General features: G+C 38.8%; 12 protein-coding genes. 6 read left to right on the forward strand and 6 right to left on the reverse strand.

All coding sequences use genetic code 11. From position 1 onward, the window contains the following. The first annotated feature begins 370 nt into the window (after positions 1 to 370). Positions 371 to 1486: an aminopeptidase gene (locus tag JNUCC23_RS16805; RefSeq protein WP_454212542.1), complete on the forward strand. Its 1116-nt coding sequence runs from the start codon at positions 371 to 373 to the stop codon at positions 1484 to 1486. Positions 1487 to 1545: 59 nt separating this feature from the next. Here JNUCC23_RS16805 and JNUCC23_RS16810 read toward each other — a convergent pair whose 3' ends face one another. Then, positions 1546 to 7347 (reverse strand): hypothetical protein, encoded by a 5802-nt coding sequence (locus tag JNUCC23_RS16810; RefSeq protein ID WP_454212544.1) that lies wholly within the window; start codon positions 7345 to 7347, stop codon positions 1546 to 1548. Between the two features lie 184 nt (positions 7348 to 7531). Between JNUCC23_RS16810 and JNUCC23_RS16815 the strand changes: the two genes are divergently transcribed. From JNUCC23_RS16815 to JNUCC23_RS16825, 3 genes are all read left to right on the forward strand, one after another. Then, on the forward strand, positions 7532 to 8185 hold the full coding sequence (locus JNUCC23_RS16815; protein WP_062176657.1) for a BMQ_0737 family morphogenetic spore coat protein: 654 nt from the start codon (positions 7532 to 7534) through the stop codon (positions 8183 to 8185). 66 nt (positions 8186 to 8251) lie between these two features. Continuing rightward, positions 8252 to 8800: a hypothetical protein gene (locus tag JNUCC23_RS16820; RefSeq protein WP_403068944.1), complete on the forward strand. Its 549-nt coding sequence runs from the start codon at positions 8252 to 8254 to the stop codon at positions 8798 to 8800. 16 nt (positions 8801 to 8816) lie between these two features. After that, a complete protein-coding gene (locus JNUCC23_RS16825; RefSeq protein WP_454212547.1) occupies positions 8817 to 9161 on the forward strand; it encodes a hypothetical protein in 345 nt (114 codons plus the stop codon). A gap of 214 nt (positions 9162 to 9375) precedes the next feature. Here the strand turns inward: JNUCC23_RS16825 and JNUCC23_RS16830 are convergent, their stop codons facing one another. Continuing rightward, on the reverse strand, positions 9376 to 9942 hold the full coding sequence (locus JNUCC23_RS16830; protein WP_062176649.1) for a hypothetical protein: 567 nt from the start codon (positions 9940 to 9942) through the stop codon (positions 9376 to 9378). A gap of 205 nt (positions 9943 to 10147) precedes the next feature. Between JNUCC23_RS16830 and JNUCC23_RS16835 the strand changes: the two genes are divergently transcribed. Together JNUCC23_RS16835 and JNUCC23_RS16840 are read left to right on the forward strand one after the other, a co-directional pair. After that, the gene (locus JNUCC23_RS16835; protein WP_062176646.1) at positions 10148 to 10438 is read left to right on the forward strand and encodes a hypothetical protein; all 291 of its coding nucleotides are present in this window, start codon (positions 10148 to 10150) and stop codon (positions 10436 to 10438) included. Positions 10439 to 10954: 516 nt separating this feature from the next. Then, positions 10955 to 11164, forward strand: a complete 210-nt coding sequence (locus JNUCC23_RS16840) for a hypothetical protein (RefSeq protein WP_454212549.1) — start codon at positions 10955 to 10957, stop codon at positions 11162 to 11164. Positions 11165 to 11277: 113 nt separating this feature from the next. Here the strand turns inward: JNUCC23_RS16840 and murC are convergent, their stop codons facing one another. The 4 genes from murC to JNUCC23_RS16860 all read right to left on the reverse strand — a co-directional run bounded on the left by murC (position 11278) and on the right by JNUCC23_RS16860 (position 17828). Further along, positions 11278 to 12582, reverse strand: coding sequence for a UDP-N-acetylmuramate--L-alanine ligase (murC, locus tag JNUCC23_RS16845; RefSeq protein ID WP_454212551.1), 1305 nt, complete (start codon positions 12580 to 12582; stop codon positions 11278 to 11280). A gap of 571 nt (positions 12583 to 13153) precedes the next feature. Then, positions 13154 to 15859 carry a DNA translocase FtsK gene (locus tag JNUCC23_RS16850; protein WP_454212553.1) on the reverse strand — a complete coding sequence of 902 codons (2706 nt, stop codon included), beginning with the start codon at positions 15857 to 15859 and terminating at the stop codon, positions 13154 to 13156. 590 nt (positions 15860 to 16449) lie between these two features. Then, entirely contained in the window at positions 16450 to 17250 is an 801-nt protein-coding gene (locus JNUCC23_RS16855; protein WP_454216102.1) for a DUF1444 domain-containing protein, read from the reverse strand. A 266-nt stretch (positions 17251 to 17516) separates the two neighbouring features. Further along, positions 17517 to 17828 (reverse strand): thioredoxin family protein, encoded by a 312-nt coding sequence (locus JNUCC23_RS16860; protein WP_062176638.1) that lies wholly within the window; start codon positions 17826 to 17828, stop codon positions 17517 to 17519. Between the last annotated feature and the right edge of the window lie 53 nt (positions 17829 to 17881).

Genomic DNA, 17881 nt, shown 5'->3' on the forward strand with positions numbered 1-17881 from the left:
ATTACATGCAACAGAATACAGAAAATCGGTTACAATAATAATGTTATGGAGGTACGCAACAAATCTTCGTTTTCCTAACAATTTGAGTGAATTCCTATCTCTTTATCCCGCATTAACGGACATGCCCACCACCTCAAGGCTTAGAGGAATCAAAGAAGCATAGGTGGAGGATAACTGCCCGTAAAAGCCCGATTGGTGAGATAAAGTGAAACTTACCTTTGTGGTTTTCAAAGGTTTAGTTGAACCAATCGGGCTTTATCGGAGCGTAGCGGAGATATTAGCGACTCTAGAACGGGACTAACAACCAGTGGGGGATAAAGCCCCCACTGATTGAAGTTTCACTTTATCTTATTTTTATGGAGGCCATACAATGAAAGATCCTAGAATTGAACAACTAGCAAAAAATTTAATCAATTACTCTGTTAAGCTACAAAAAGGGGAAAAAGTCCTGATCGAAAACTTCGGTTTACAACGTGAACTCGTCAATGCTCTGGTTAAAGAAGCATATGCAGCAGGTGGATACCCATTTGTTTCTTTAAAAGACCATCAAGTAGATCGCGCCTTACTGATGGGCGCAAAAGAAGATCAATTTGATATGATCGCTGAATTTGAAGCGAATGTTATGAAAAATATGGATGCCTATATCGGCCTGCGCGCAGGTGACAACATTAATGAGCAATCAGATGTACCTGCAGAAAAAATGGCGATTCATGGTAATACAGTTGGTAAAAAAGTACATAGAGAAATCCGCGTTCCGAAAACAAAATGGGTTGTGCTTCGTTACCCGACAAACTCAATGGCTCAATTGGCGAAAATGAGTACGGAGGCATTTGAGGACTTTTACTTTAATGTGTGTAACCTAGACTACGGAAAAATGAGCGAGGCCATGGATAGTCTTGTTGAGCTCATGGATCGTACGGACAAGGTCCGCTTAACTGGACCTGGTACAGACTTAACGTTTTCTATCAAAGACATCAAAGCGATTAAATGCGCTGGAGAATTAAATATTCCTGACGGTGAAGTGTATTCGGCTCCTGTCCGTGATTCAGTAAATGGAACGATTACCTACAATACACCATCACCTTATCAAGGATTTACGTTCGAAAATGTGAAATTGACGTTCAAAGATGGCAAAATTGTTGAAGCAACAGCGAATGATACAGAGCGCATCAACAAAATCTTCGATACAGATGAAGGGGCTCGGTTCGTTGGAGAATTCGCGATTGGTGTGAATCCATTCATCCTTCATCCGATGCAGGACATCCTATTTGATGAAAAAATTGACGGCAGCTTCCATTTCACACCAGGACAATGCTATGATGATGCTTATAATGGCAATCATTCCAACATTCACTGGGATTTAGTGAACATTCAACGCCCTGATTATGGCGGCGGAAGCATCTACTTTGATGACGTATTAATCCGTCAAGATGGTCGCTTTGTCATTCCAGAGCTTGAGAAGTTAAATCCGGAAAACTTGAAGTAATAAGTAAACTCGCTATAACGGTTTGTTATAGCGAGTTTTACTCATTTCATTTTAAAAACTTATTGGTTTCTCTCCTGTTGAAGCATAGGACTCGATTGCATCTCCCGAAAAGTCATTCTTCTCGGTTGAACCTGCTGCTGAACATTATTTGGCTGAGTACTTTTCTGCTGAGACGTCCTCATTAAATCCAATGGCGTTCTCATTGTTGTATGAACTGGATTTTCTGTAGTATCACAATGTATCATTTTCTCTGTTTCGATTTTATTTGCCTCGATTAATGCCTCATTTTTTTGCTTCAGTTCTCCATAAGATTGAAGTAATTCTGTAATTTTTTGTTTTTGATTGGCTTCAGTCAACTGGAATGTTGCTAGCTCCCGGTTCTGTATGTCAAAAGATTGTCTTATTCCTTCCAATTCTTGATTTTTCCTTTGAGAAGATTGTTTTAACTCTTCTATTTCTTGACTCTGCCTTTTGGAAGATTGTCTTAACCCTTCTAGCTCTTGGTGCTGATCCTGTTTCGTCAACTTAGTTTCTTCGAGTTCTTTCTTTAGATTTTGATAAGATTGTTTTACTTCTTCAAGTTCTTGTTGCTCTACACGTTTAGCCAATTTGAAGTCTGCAAGCTCTTGGTTTTTCGATTCATAAGATTGTCTAAATAGATCGAGCACTTCTTTCTGGATCTGTACAGCCATTTTTGTTGTTTCTAGCTCATTTTTCTGTATTTCACAGGAATATCTTACTTCTTCAAACTTTTGGATCTGATTCTGTTCCACTAATCTGGATTCGACTAACTCTTGGTTCATTTCTCGATAGGATTGTTTTAGTTCGCCTAGCTCTTGGTCCTGATTTTGATAAGACTGCTTTAATTCTTCCAGCTCTTGGCGTTGGCTTTGTTCCTTCATTGTTGCATCTGCTAGCTGGTGATTGAGTGCTTCATATGATTGCTGTAATTCTTCCAGCTCTTGGATCTGGTTCTGTTCCGCCATTCTGGATTCTCCTAACTCTCGGTTCAGTTCCTGATAGGTTTGTTTTAGTTCACCTAGCTCTTGGTCCTGATTTTGATAAGACTGCTTTAATTCTTCCAGCTCTTGGCGTTGGCTTTGTTCCTTCATTGTTACATCTGCTAGCTGATGATTGAGTGCTTCATATGATCGCCTTACGTCTTCAAGCTCTTGTAGCTGCTCTTGTTCCACCATTCTGGATTCTGTTAATTCTCGGTTCAATTCTTTAAAGAATTGTTTTAGTTCGTCTAGCTCTTGGTCCAATTGTTGATTAGATTGAAGTAATTCTTCCAGCCCTTGTCGTTGGCCTTGTTCCTTCAAAATTACAACTGCCAGCTGGTGATTGAGTGCTTCATATGATTGCTGTAATTCTTCAAGCTCTTGGATGTAGTTCTGTTCTACCATTCTAGATTCTGTTAATTCTTGGTTTAATTTCATAAGCTCTTGATCCTGATTTTGATAAGATTGGAGTAATTCCTCGAGCTCTTGTCGATGGTCTTGTTCCTTCAAAGTTACGTCTGCTAGCTGATGATTCACTTCTTCATACGATTGCTGTAGGTCTTCAAGCTCTTGAATCTGGTTCTGTTCCACCATTCTGGATTTTGCTAACTCTTGGTTCAATTCCTGATAGGTTTGTTTTAGTTCGCCTAGCTCTTGATCCTGATTTTGATAAGACTGGAGTAATTCTTCGAGTTCTTGTCGTTGGCTTTGTTCCTTCATTGTTACATCCGCCAACTGGTGATTGAGTGCCTCATAAGATTGCTTTAGGTCTCCAAGCTCTTGGCTCTGGTTCTGTTCCGCCATTCTGGATTCTGCTAATTCTTGGTTCAATTCCTGATTGGATTGATTTAAATCGCTAATCTTTTGGTCCTGTTGTTGATGAGATTGGAATAGTTCTTCAAGCTCTTGCTGTTGGCCTTGTTCCTTCAAAATTACAACTGCCAGCTGGTGATTGAGTGCTTCATATGATTGCTGTAATTCTTCCAGCTCTTGGCTCTGGTTCTGTTCCGCCATTCTGGATTCGGCTAACTCTTGGTTCAGTTCCTGATAAGTTTGTTTTAGTTCACCTAGCTCTCGATCCTGATTTTGATAAGACTGCTGTAATTCTTCCAGCTCTTGGATCTGGTTCTGTTCCACCATTCTAGATTCTGTTAATTCTTGGTTCAGTTCCTGATAGGTTTGTTTTAGTTCGCCTAGCTCTTGATCCTGATTTTGATAAGATTGGAGTAATTCCTCGAGCTCTTGAATCTGGTTCTGTTCCACCATTCTAGATTTTGCTAACTCTTGGTTCAATTCCTGATTCGATTGTTTTAGTTCACCTAGCTCTTGGTCCTGATTTTGATAAGACCGGAGTAATTCTTCAAGTTCTTGTCGATAGTCTTGTTCCTTCATTGTTGCATCTGCTAGCTGGTGATTGAGTTCTTCATTTGATTGCTTTAGGTTTTCAATCTCTTGAATCTGGTTCTGTTCCACCATTCTAGATTCGGCTAATTCTTGGTTCAATTCCTGATAGGTTTGTTTTAGTTCGCCGAGCTCTTGGTCCTGATTTTGATAAGACTGGAGTAATTCTTCGAGCTCTTGTCGTTGACTTTGTTCCTTCATTGTTACATCCGCCAACTGGTGATTGAGCGCTTCATAAGATTGCTTTAGGTCTCCAAGCTCTTGGTTCTGGTTCTGTTCCACCATTCTGGATTCTGTTAATTCTTGGTTCAATTCCTGATTCGATTGTTTTAGTTCACCTAGTTCTTGGTCCTGTTGTTGATAAGATTGGAGTAATTCTTCAAGTTCTCGGCGTTGGTCTTGTTCCTTCATTGTTGCATCTGCTAGCTGGTGATTGAGTTCTTCATTTGATTGCTTTAGGTTTTCAAGCTCTTGGCTCTGATCCTGTTCCACTAATCTGGATTCGGCTAACTCTTGGTTCAATTCCTGATTGGATTGATTTAAATCGCTAATCTTTTGGTCCTGTTGTTGATGAGATTGGAATAGTTCTTCAAGCTCTTGCTGTTGGCCTTGTTCCTTCAGGATAGATTCTGCTAGCTGGTGATTCACTTCTTCATACGATTGCTTTAGATTTTCAAGCTCTTGAATCTGAGTCTGTTCCACCATTCTAGATTCGGCTAGTTCTTGGTTCAATTCCTGATTGGATTGTTTTAGTTCGCCTAGCTCTTGGTCCTGATTTTGATAAGACTGGAGTAATTCTTCGAGTTCTTGTTGTTGGCTTTGTTCCTTCAGGATAGATTCTGCTAGCTGGTGATTCACTTCTTCATACGATTGCTTTAGATTTTCAAGCTCTTGAATCTGAGTCTGTTCCACCATTCTAGATTCGGCTAATTCTTGGTTCAATTCCTGATTGGATTGTTTTAGTTCGCCTAGCTCTTGGTCCTGATTTTGATAAGACTGGAGTAATTCTTCGAGTTCTTGGCGTTGGCTTTGTTCCTTCAGGATAGATTCTGCTAGCTGGTGATTCACTTCTTCATACGATTGCTTTAGATTTTCAAGCTCTTGAATCTGAGTCTGTTCCACCATTCTAGATTCGGCTAGTTCTTGGTTCAATTCCTGATTGGATTGTTTTAGTTCGCCTAGCTCTTGGTCCTGATTTTGATAAGACTGGAGTAATTCTTCGAGTTCTTGGCGTTGACTTTGTTCCTTCAAAGTTGCATCTGCTAACTGGTGATTGAGTGCTTCATAAGATTCCTTTAAGTCTTCAAGCTCTTGGTTTTGACTTTGTTCCTTCAAAGTTGCATCTGCTAACTGGTGATTGAGTTCTTCATTTGATTGCTTTAGGTTTTCAAGCTCTTGGCTCTTCTCTTGTTCCACCATTCTAGATTCTGTTAATTCTTGGTTTAATTCTACAAGCTCTTGATCCTGATTTTGATAAGATTGGAGTAATTCTTCGAGCTCTTGGCGTTGGTCTCGTTCCTTCAAAGTTACATCTGCCAGCTGATGATTGATTGCTTCATACGATTGCTTTAGGTCTTCAAGCTCTTGAAGCTTCTCTTGTTCTACCACTTTAGATTCTGTTAATTCTTGTTTTAGTTCACATAGCTCTTGATCCTGATTTTGATAAGACTGGAGTAATCCTTCGAGTTCTTGTCGTTGGCTTTGTTCCTTCATTGTTACATCCGCCAACTGGTGATTGAGTGCTTCATAAGATCGCTTTAAGTCTCCAAACTCTTGGCTCTGGTTCTGTTCCACCATTCTGGATTCTGCTAATTCTTGGTTCATTTCTTGATTGGATTGATTTAAATCTCTAATCTTTTGGTCCTGTTGTTGATGAGATTGGAATAATTCTTCAAGCTCTTGTTGTTGGCCTTGTTCCTTCAGGATAGATTCTGTTAGCTGGTGATTCACCTCTTCATACGATTGCTTTAGATTTTCAAGCTCTTGGCTCTTCTCTTGTTCCACCATTCTAGATTCTGCTAACTCTTGGTTCAGTTCCTGGTTGGATTGTTTTAGTTCGCCTAGCTCTTGGCCCTGTTGTTGATGAGATTGGAGTAATTCTTCAAACTCTTGCTTTTGACTTTGTTCCTTCAAAGTTGCATCTGCTAACTGATGATTAAGTTCTGCATTTGATTGCTTTAGGTTTTCAAGCTCTTGGCGTTGGTCTTGTTCCTTCATTGTTACATCTGTTAGCTGGTGATTAATCGCTTCGTATGATTGCTTTAAGTTTTCAAGCTCTTGGCTCTTCTCTCGTTCCACCATTCTAGATTCTGTTAATTCTTGGTTTAATTCTACAAGCTCTTGATCCTGATTTTGATAAGATTGAAGTAATTCCTCGAGCTCTTGGCGTTGGTCTCGTTCCTTCATTGTTACATCTGCCAGCTGATGATTGATTGCTTCATACGATTGTTTTAGTTCACCTAGCGCCTGATCCTGTTGTTGATGAGATTGGAGTAATTCTTCGAGCTCTTGGCTACGGTTCTGTTCCATCATTTTGGATTCTGTTAATTCTTGGTTCAATTCTTGATAGATTTGCTTTAGTTCACCTAGCTCTTGGTCCTGTTGTTGATGAGATTGGAGTAATTCTTCAAGCTCTTGGCTACGGTTCTGTTCCACCATTCTGGATTCTGTTAATTCTTGCTTCATTTCTTGATTAAATTGCTTTAGTTCGCCTAGCTCTTGGTCCTGATTTTGATAAGAATAAAGTAATTCTTCGAGTTCATGTTTTTGGCTTTGTTCCTTCATTGTAGTTTCTTCTAGCTGCTGATTCACTTCTTCATATGATTGCTTTATCTGTTCAAGCTCTTGGCTCTGATCCTGTTGAACCATTCTGGATTCTACAAGCACATGTTTTAATTCTTCAAGTTCCTTTTTTTGAATCTGTTGTTCCAAACCAGAATTTGTCAGCTCCTGATTCAGTTCTTGATGAGTTTGCTTTAACACATCAAGGACTCGTTTCTGGTCTTGTTCTGACAACCTCGTTTCTGCTAGCTCTTGTTTCATTTCTTCATAAGATCGTTTTAATTCTGCTAACTCTTGGTTTAGAGCTTCATATGATTGCATTAATCCCTCTAGTTCTTGCGTCTTTTCTTCCAAGTCGATACTTTTTCGCTTTATAGCATCAGCGTCTCTTTCCTTATCCAGATCTTGCCTTTTTAATTCTTCGTTTTCTTTTTCTAAAATGGTATATTGTTTTTTCATTTCCTCTACCTGGTCGGTCATGGTTTGGATCTGTTCGACCAATTCTGATTGGACGCCCTTTTCAGCCTCCCTTTCAGCTGTAATTAGTTCATGCTGATGCCTTAAGGTCAAATATTCCTCGGTAATATCATTCTCCCGATAGCTTTTCAACACTTTTTTGTACTTTTTAATTTGGCGAATCAGCGTACTCATCTGATTCTCATCCATAAAATTGGACACATTTACCCCCCCATTAAAAATGATATAACGTATTGTATGTTCTTCCATCTAGGCTGTGCAGATAGAATCATTTCAAAGTTCTGATGATTCCCTTTCAGAAAATGGGCGTTCATACCGTAACTAGGACTAGGGGGTCGACATACTTTGTACTGTACAATAAAAATTTTATTAGGGAGTCGATCATATGAGTCATTCACCACGGCCCACTCAAGAGCTTTTATGTATCAATGCTGAAAAAGTATATGATTGGGTTATATTACAGAATACGATTAGACAATTTGTTTCAGCCGAAGAGCTCGGATTAGACCATGAACTTCACGATGTAAAGCATGTATCTACGCGCTTTATTTTAACTGATGAGCATGGAAAACCGCTTGGACCAAATGCAGAAGTTAAAGTAAAAGAAATAGATAGACGCGAGGAAAAGACGTTTGTAATTGATGGTGCTTTGGTAACTCTCGAAAAGGTATCTTTCGTAAAAGTCTTCTACGTTGTTATTGAATTTAGAGGTACGAGAGAGCATTGTCCATTTGTCTTTACATCACACCCAATCCAAGTTGAAGTACACGAAAGTTTATTCTTATGCGCGCCAGAAGGTACAAGATTAGTCGTTAGAATTACGGACCTAGATGGCAATGCAAAGGTGAATTTCCACGACGACTGTTTAAAAAGCGTCGATCTTTCATTAACAACATGCCAAAGTATTCAAGCAGTTGCTGACGTTACGATCGAAGTGAAAGCAGACTTCTGCCAACCACGTGATATCTTAACAGAACAATGCTCAGCACCTATTATTCCGCAACAATGTCCAGTCCTTTTCCCTGGTCATGATCATTAATAAGTCCGCATAAGGTTTAAGAGAGGAAATTTCCTCTCTTTATTCTTTTTAGGGCGGGTGAAAAGCATGATTGAAAAATTAATTGGGGAATTAGAGTATAAACTTATGGAATTGGAACGTGAAGGCCTCGAATTCCAGGAAAAAATAAGCTCCTTACTCCTAAAAAAGCAATCGCAAGAATCAAATCCAATTTCCTATTTCAATTATTCGACAATCATTGATAAAGAAAAAACAAGTGAACATACCGTTATCGGCAACTTCCATTTCCATAATCAAACAGATCTTCCCCTTCATAGTCCAGTCATTTTACTCAAGATTAATTCGGACAAACCCTATGATTTTTCCGGAAAATATGTACTTCCCAATAAGCCACTTCAAAACGAAGCTTTTTTTTGGGAACGTATTGAAGATAAACAAAACGCTGCTACGAATGAATATTCATTTCGACCTGTAGCTAATCAAATCATCCCAGCCAATGATACATTCTCCTTTTCAAATTTTCAGATCCGTTTCTCAAATGAAGAATCAGGCTACATACACATTGAAGGGTTTATTTATTGCCAAGAAAGAATGGAAGGAATTGCATCGTTGAATTCCATTAGCATCAATTATTAGAAAAGAGGTGGGGAATTTGGATTCTTCGGAGAATAAGGAAATTAAAGAAATGTTGGAAACTCTGCTAAAAAAAGAACTTGAAAGAAAAATTAATAAAGACGAGAACGATACAACAAAGCTACATAACGGACAAACCACCATCAATATTGATCACGGGATAAGCACCTATGCTTTGTTATATTTATTGCTAGAACAAAATTCTAACTCTATTTCTCAAAGTGACAGGTCAATGGATGTCGATGAAAAACGTAGTCTAACTGCTGAAAAAAGTATAAAAAGATTGACGGAAAATGTTGCACGGATCCAGAGGAAGAACAGGGAGTTTTATTTGGAAGTTTTAGAGCGTTTAGAAAAAAAGTAAGATTTCAAAGGAATATCTTCACGATGATTTCCTTTCTCTTTTTATGAAAGTAGTATTTCTACGAATTATTGCACCTGTAAAATACATCTATTATTCCTGAAAATCTTTGCTTGATCTGAAATAAGGAATGATAAATCATTTAATTTATTTCAAATAGAATTCTATAGAAAAGAGAGATCTGGAATAGCGATTCAGATCTCTCAAAGTGATTATTTTATTGGCTATATTGAGTACCTGTGAACGTAGTATTGGATATTGTAGCAGATAAAGCTACGGCTAATACTGCTGTTCCACCAACAGTCAGTACATAGCTTACACCATCTTCCCTGCTACTTAATACATCCACAAAGTCAATTGGTACAATAATCGATTGACCAGCCAAAAGTACCGGAAGTGGCTGAGTAACTGTATGAATTACTGTTCCAAGCAATGGATCATTTTGAAACTTTCTAACTTTATGAATTCTATATACGATTGTAGTCCCCACAGCAATGGCCACTGGAGCCGTAATTGTACTTGAACCACTTAACCAAACAAGATCCCCATTACACGCTTTGTCAAAATCTACATCTCCAATCACTTGTTCAGGTGCAATTGCACCAAGAATAGCAGCTGTTGCAAGTGTGACAGCTCCTGATTGGTTAGAAAAGTCAAAATCGACTACTGTTCTGCCTTCTTTATCATGGCAACGGTCTTTTTTGTCGTGGTCTTTTTTGCAGCCTCCGTTTTTATGATAATATTCGCCATGATCTTCACTATATGATCTTGAAATATAACCCATTTTCTCATCTCCCTATAATATTTGAGACTTTAAGATGTCTTCCCTCCTATATAATGCAAGTGGGCTTTCTTTCGTACAGGACAAGAGCATATTTTTCAAAAAGTTTTTCCCTTTTCGAATTGAAATTCACACCCATTTTTGTGAATCTGGGTGCTTTTGTACGGATAGAAGAATACTCTATTCTGAGAAGGAGGTACGGATCGTCATGTCAGAATGGAAAAAACGTCCAAAGGTGCTTGAATCTCATCCTTTCAGAGAAATATACAATGACTTTCTTGATTCCAGCCGTGAGGAATTATTGGAGTGGATTGATGAGCTCAAGAAGGATCGAAATGCAGCATTAGAGGAAAAAAAGAAAGGGAAAAGGACATATGATCATTTTATTAAACAGCGTATGATCGATACGGCGATTGAAGCGTATTATTGGAAGTTTTTAAATAAAGAGACAAGAATTCCAGAAGAAGATGATGAAGAAAAAAATGAAGATCCGTGTTAAAAGAGTCTATAACAAGAGGACTTATTTTTCAACGATTCAAGGTCTCTTTGTTTGAACCATACATTGTGAATGGGTGCATGCATTCACCGTTATGATAATATGTGCCCATCCTGTTTTATCTTTATTAAAACATTTCTCATTGGTACAAGCATGCTTTCTTTCATTGAATATAATATTTAGACAATAAAAAAGGATGATAGTAATATGGAGCTCTATAATAAAAAGAAAGATCAGCATTATGTGGGTTCTCAAACTGATTCAGCCAATTGCAGCAGACATCATAAGAGGAAGAAGAATGATAAGTTAGTTGAATTTGCAGGTCAGACTACATTTCCAATTACCTCAAACCCGACTCAAAATCAAATGCCACTTAGCGTAACTCCTTTTACCGTTGCATCCGTGACTTGAGAAGACGTAAGAGCCGGTAATGTTGTATGGCTGAACGGACTCTTCCATGTAAATAATAATGGTGGTGTACCTCGTGCGATCCTAACAAGTATTTATAAAAATACCGTAGTGCCTGGTAATCTCATTTATCAGTCTGTCATTTGGGTGGATTCTGAAGCTCGGGATGATCAAACGCCAGTTGTCGTGCAATTCGTTGATCCGATTGAAGATCGTGACCAAGATGTAACCTATATTCTAACTGCACAAGAAACGGTTGAAGGTGCATCCCTCTTTGTTTATGGACCGATTACCTTTACTTCAGCTGAAATCAAACAGTAACCTCAATATAGGAACAAAAATAGCTTAGATTTCTTTTTTAGAATCTGAGTATTTTCAGATAAAGCAGAGAAACCCCTCGGGCCTAAAAGGCCCGAGGGGTTTCGTTCTATCTATTATTTCACTTCTAATAACTTCTCGTATGCAGTCTGGAATTTCTGAATATCTCCAGCCCCCATGAATAGAATGACGCTGTTGTCATGTTTACGAAGGATTTCTGTTGTTTCCTCTGAAATCAGCTCAGCTCCTGGGATTTTCTCTTGAAGATCTAGAATGGAAAGCTTCCCTTGATGTTCGCGTGCCGAACCAAAGATTTCGCACAGATATACTTGATCCGCTAAGTTTAAGCTATCGGCAAATTCATTCAGAAATGCCTGAGTTCTTGAATACGTATGTGGCTGGAATACGGCCACTACTTCACGATTCGGATATTTTTGGCGCGCTGAATCGACCGTTGCTGTGATTTCAGTCGGATGATGGGCATAATCGTCAATAATGATTTGATTGCCGATTTCTTTCTCAGAAAAACGACGCTTCACCCCAGTAAATGTCATCAATTGTGCCTTCACCGTTTCAGTATCCAAATCTTCATATTGACATAGTGCAATAACAGCTACAGCGTTTAACACATTATGCTTGCCGAAGGTCGGAATCGTAAACGTCTCATAGTAATTATTCCGCACATGTACATCAAATGTTGTGCCTTGCTCGGAAACTTGAATATTCCGTGCTTGAAAATCATTTTCTTCCGCAAATCCGTATAAAATCACTGGGACTTTTGCTTGAATTCCTTGAAGTTGCTCATCATCGCCACAAGCAATAATTCCTTTATTCACTTGCAGAGCCATCTTCTGAAACGCCTCGAATACGTCCTCAATGTTGGCAAAATAGTCTGGATGGTCGTAATCAATATTCGTCATGATTGCATAATCAGGATAATAAGAAAGGAAATGGCGGCGATATTCACACGCCTCGAATACAAAATAATCCGATTTAGCAATTCCTTTCCCTGTACCATCCCCGATTAAATACGAAGTTGGCTTTGCTCCACCCATTACATGAGCAAGTAATCCTGTCGTCGATGTTTTCCCATGTGCGCCTGTTACTGCCACACTGATGAATCCCTTCGATAAGTCTCCAAGGAAGTTGTGATAGCGAAGGATTGGCAATCCCAGCTTCATCGCTGCAACAATTTCCGGATGAGTGTCTGGGAATGCATTTCCTGCAATAATTGTCATTCCAGGCTGAATATTTTCTTCAGCAAAAGGAAGAATTGTAATGCCTGCATTTTCTAATGCAATTTGTGTAAAAAATTTCTTTTCGTAGTCAGAACCTTGAACAACATACCCCATATCATGAAGTACTTGAGCAAGTGCGCTCATCCCAGAGCCCTTAATTCCTACAAAATGGTAAACAGTCATAAATAGATCCTCCACCAATCGTCTATCTGTATCACGGTATATAATGTCATCTTTTTTGTTTTTCTTGTTTTCTAATTTGGAAGTTCTAAGGGAACTTAATGGCTTCCCTTTCAGTATCTCCCAGAAAATTGAAATCTTAACTTCACATTATTCATACATGAGTATACATTATATCACTCTTTAAAAAAATCAACCATAACACGATATTACCATTTTAACATAGTTGATTTTACCGATCCTTCATTTGCCAATAATACATTACAATTCTTATTATATACATTTTCGTCTAGGATGTTCACCTATAAAAGACACGAACACGGTGATTAAACACTCACATCTAGTAGTAAAGGCCTCTTCGTAAGACTAACTAGCTCCAGTAATGTGGCGTGAGTAGCGCCATAATACATCTTCTTAGATTTTTCATATTATTTGTTTCTACTTTTTTAAGTAAACCTAGCACTTCCCATTTCCTTAACACAAAGAAGAGAAGCACCTTCGAAAGAAGAAATTAGCTCATCTACTAATAGCCGCCACACGCATCCTGTACAGTCGGAGAATGACCGCCTGATTCTTACATCACCGCGTTTTCCTCTAAAAAGGATTCCAATTCTTCTGCCGTAATGAGCACATCCCTCGGTTTACTCCCTCTGGATTCAGAAATAATCCCCTTGTCATGCATCATTTCCATTAATCTTGCTGCACGATTGTAGCCAATCTTGAACCTTCTTTGTAAGCTTGAGGTTGAAGCAGCATTTTGCGAGACGACAAATTCACATGACTCAAAAAATAATTCATCGATTTCTTCGGTGAATTGTGCTTTATTCAATAATTCTTCTTGCTCAAATAAGTATTGCGGTTGCTGCTCGTTCTTCACATGATGGACAACTTCATCAATTTCATGGTCCGTGACGAACGTACCTTGGAGACGAACTGATTTGGAAGATCCATTTTCAGCAAACAACATATCGCCTCTACCTAACAGCTTTTCCGCACCACCGCTGTCAAGAATTGTACGTGAATCCACTTGAGATGAGACCGAAAACGCAATTCTTGTCGGGATATTTGCCTTGATCAAGCCAGTTATGACATCAACTGAAGGACGTTGAGTTGCAACAATCAAATGAATCCCGCAAGCACGTGCTTTCTGTGCAATCCGACTAATAGCCTCCTCCACATCTGCAGGCGACATCATCATTAAATCGGCAAGCTCATCAATAATGATCACGATAAAAGGCAATTTGTTCGCATGCTGACCCGCTGCCTCTGCGTTTTCATTGAAACGTCCAATATCACGGACTCCTGCGTGAACAAACAACTCGTAACGCCTTTCCATTTCTTCAACAGCCCATTTCAATGCTGCTGTGGCTGCCTTTACATCTGTTATAACCGGACTAACGAGATGAGGGAGACGGTTATATGGAGCAAGCTCAACCATTTTAGGATCAATGAGCAGTAATTTCACCTCTTGTGGTGTAGCTTTATACAGTAAACTAATTAACATTGAATTAATACAAACACTTTTCCCTGAGCCGGTTGCCCCAGCAATGAGTCCGTGTGGCATTTTTTTCAAATCCGTCACAATCGGTTCACCGGAAATATCAAGTCCAAGTGCGACTGTCAACGGGGATGGATCTTGTTTGAATGAATCACTTTCGAGAATTTCCCGCAGAAACACAGGCATGCTTTTTCGATTCGGGATTTCAATGCCTATGGTATGCTTGCCAGGAATCGGTGCTTCCATCCGAATATCCTGTGCAGCAAGACTTAGTTTAATATCATCCATTAAATTCGTGACCTTATTCACCTTCACACCTGGCTCTGGCTGCACCTCAAATCTTGTCACAGCAGGACCTTGCGTGACATTGACCACTTTTGCACGAACATTAAAGTTCTTCAATGTATCATCCAATAATGCCGTCTGCTCTTCAAGCCATTCATTGTCACTTTCTGCGGATGCTGCTGGTGTTAGTAAGTCGATGGACGGAAATGCGTAATATGGATTTTCTTCCTCACTTATTGTCTGATTCGATACAATTTGATCTTGTAGATTCATTTCTAACGGTACTGTAGGAAGATTTTCAGGAATGACCTCTTTTACCGGTTCTTCGGTATGTACAAGACTTTGAACCGTTGAAAGATGGACGTCGGATTTCGATTCAACTAAGTCTTTGGTTATTACACGAGCTGCTTGCCTATGTATTTCATTCACATCTTGTTCAAACTTAACTTCAGACACTGGCTCGACATTTTCCCGGGAAATGTTCTGATCATCGACAATCGTTCTCCTCATCGCTTCGAAAGTCTTTAGTCGATCGACCTTTTCTTTATCCTGCTTCAACATAATCACATTAAATGGAATATGTTTTTTTGTAGGTTTTGGTTGAACGAAATGTTCCTGTTCAAGAGAAGGTTCTACTACTGTCATTGTATCACTTGATTCTCGTTCATATACAGCAGTCGCAGCAGTCATCCGTTCGGTTTCTTCTGCCTTTGGTACTAGCGATTCAATTGTAGCAGCTGTAGTATCAAAGCTTATTTCCTCAAGCACCGTTTTTTCTTCTTCTTTGATTAGATCCGTCGAACGTTCATTTTTTTCTTTTTCATCATTCGCATCGATTAATTCTGATACATCTTCTGTGACCTCTTGTTCCTTAAACTCTGAATCAGCTATCGTTCCATGCTCTTCCTCTCGTTCTTCCCTATCATTTTTTCGAAGCGTCGCTTTAGTCTCGCTTGGATCTGAAACAGATAATTCGATGGTGTTTTCTAATTCATACTCCACAATGTCATCCCGGGTTTTATTAAAGGGTTCTGGCCGTTTATAACCGTAGATAGGCGATGGAATTTCAGTTGGTCGAAACGGTATTTTGGACGGGACAATTTTCGTTATTTTTGGTGCTGCTTCTTGTTTCTTCTTTTCTGGCTGTTCCGGTTGCTTGTAAACTATTTCCGAACTATTCTCCCAGTGTTTCGTGTTTCTTTCTTTGTTTATTGGCCTGTCAGGCTTTTTGGGACGCCTTTGTCTTATTTTATTATCTGGAATAATGGGAAATTTAAATTCACCCTTTGGATATTGAAATAATATCCGAGTATCGGGGTCTAAACGGGTTGATGCAAGTTCATCATGGGAGACTGAATGTTCTTTCACCTTTTTCAATTGCGTCAAATCCATGGTTTTTAAGATTTCTTTGTCGATCTCTTCATCGATCATAATTTCTTCTATTTCAATAATTTCTTCATCTTGGAACCATTTCTTTATTTTTTTGAGCCATTTCAATACAATCACTCTTTCTACCAACTTATAGTCAACGATCTTTTTTATTAAATTTTGGTAAACCAACTTGTATACGTACCTATTACCTGTATCATAAACCAGTTGGAATATACCCAGTATACACCAATTAATCAATGATTTTCACAAAATTATGAGAGGAAACCATTTTATTTGCGATATTTTCATATCCTCTAGGTGACCTAGTATACGTCGATTCTATTGCAGTAGCAATACAGTCATATTATATTTTCATGATAAAGTGAAACTTCTAATAGTGGGGTGTAGTTCCCCACTGTTAGTTAGTTGAACCAATCGGGGTTTTATAGGCTGTTTTTCTATTCTCAGGAATTACTTTATGAGATATTACAGCCTGTTAAACCGGGATAAAAGGAAAATGGGGATATTACAGCCTGTTAAACCAAGGTAAAACATCCATGAGCATCTAATCCCAACTAAAACGATGAAAAAGGTTCAGGTTCTAAAAGTAGCTGCGCTGACTTTGCGAAGCACCGCTCCTTTTCCACATAAAAGAAGCACATCCCACTCAGTGATGGTTCACTGTCAGAATGTGCATTCTATTACGCTGTGCTTAATTATTCGCTTCTCTTTTTATTTTTCCCCAGGATAAAGACTGGCTCTAATTCGTCATTTTCGTATAAGAAGGAAAGAGCAGTGATCGGGACATGGCCACTTGCAAAAAAACTCATCGCCATTTGTGCAAGCACATCATAGCCCGTATCATTTTCGATATCTGCGATAATAATGACATCCTGATGTGGGATGCTGATCGCCATCTCACCTTTCATGGTATTCTTCATTTCTTTTAACCAAGTTTCGTTAACGATACGACTTGCATCGTAGCCATCATTCGTATTCAAGAAATAAAATGTATTACCCGCAACCGTATCAGATTTCAAAGGCGTTTTAAGCGATCGGACGTTAAACTTTGCAATTTGTCGTATCCGTTCAGGTTCCCATCCCTCTTTCTCTAGCATCTGACGGTCAATTAGCCGGTATGTATTTCCTAAGTCAAGCGCATACAGAATCCGTGTTTCAGCTGTATGTTCATCAAATAAAAACGGATTCCCAGATGTCGCTTCTGTAGGGAAAGAGGTGGACCGAATGACTGGAAAAATGTTTTTTTCTTTACCAGTCAACGTGTGCTCTTCACCCATCACCTGCAATGCTTCCTCTACATAATAAACGACTTCATCGATCGCTTTTTCCTTTGAATTTTCCCAATTTGCCACGATTTTCGGTAACTCGACCGAAATGCCTTTTCCAGTTATCGTGTTTTCAATACGAAGAACATCTGTCTTACTATCAAAGGCATAGCTGCGGTATTCCGAACCTAACCGCTCTTTCATAAGTTTCATGATCTTCTTACTATCCATTTTCATTCAGAATTCCTCACTTCTTTAAGGACATGGGGCGGAGCTTCGCGACTTATCAATATAGCCGATCTGCTTAACAGGTATACATATTGATTATAGGAAGTACCCCAAAATCTAGCTCCGCACCGCCACCATTGCAATTAAGCGCATATAGCGTGTTTAATGGTATATCTTTCAAATTCATTTGTATGAAAAGAGTCGATTTGGTCATAAACAAACTATTTAGTCTATTTAATTATTATTAGAACTATACAAAATTTGAATCCTTATAAGGATTCGATAAACTCTTTAATTTCTTGCTCGGTTTTACGGTCTTTACTAACAAAACGTCCTAACTCTTTTCCGTTGTCATATGCAATAAAACTTGGAATGCCAAAAACATCATTTTCTACACATACATCAATAAATTTATCACGGTCAATATGAACGAAAGTATAGTCAGGATACGCCGCTTCAATGCCTGGTAAAACAGGTTCAATCACTCGGCAATCTCCACACCAATCTGCTGAAAACAAGAAAATATGTTTCCCTTCATTTTTTAAGGTTGTAAATTGCTCGATAGATTCTAAATTTTTCATTCTAATTCCCTCCAATAAATAGATTTTATCTCTCAACACTTATGTTGATGATA

The organism is Peribacillus sp. JNUCC 23 (assembly GCF_053653995.1).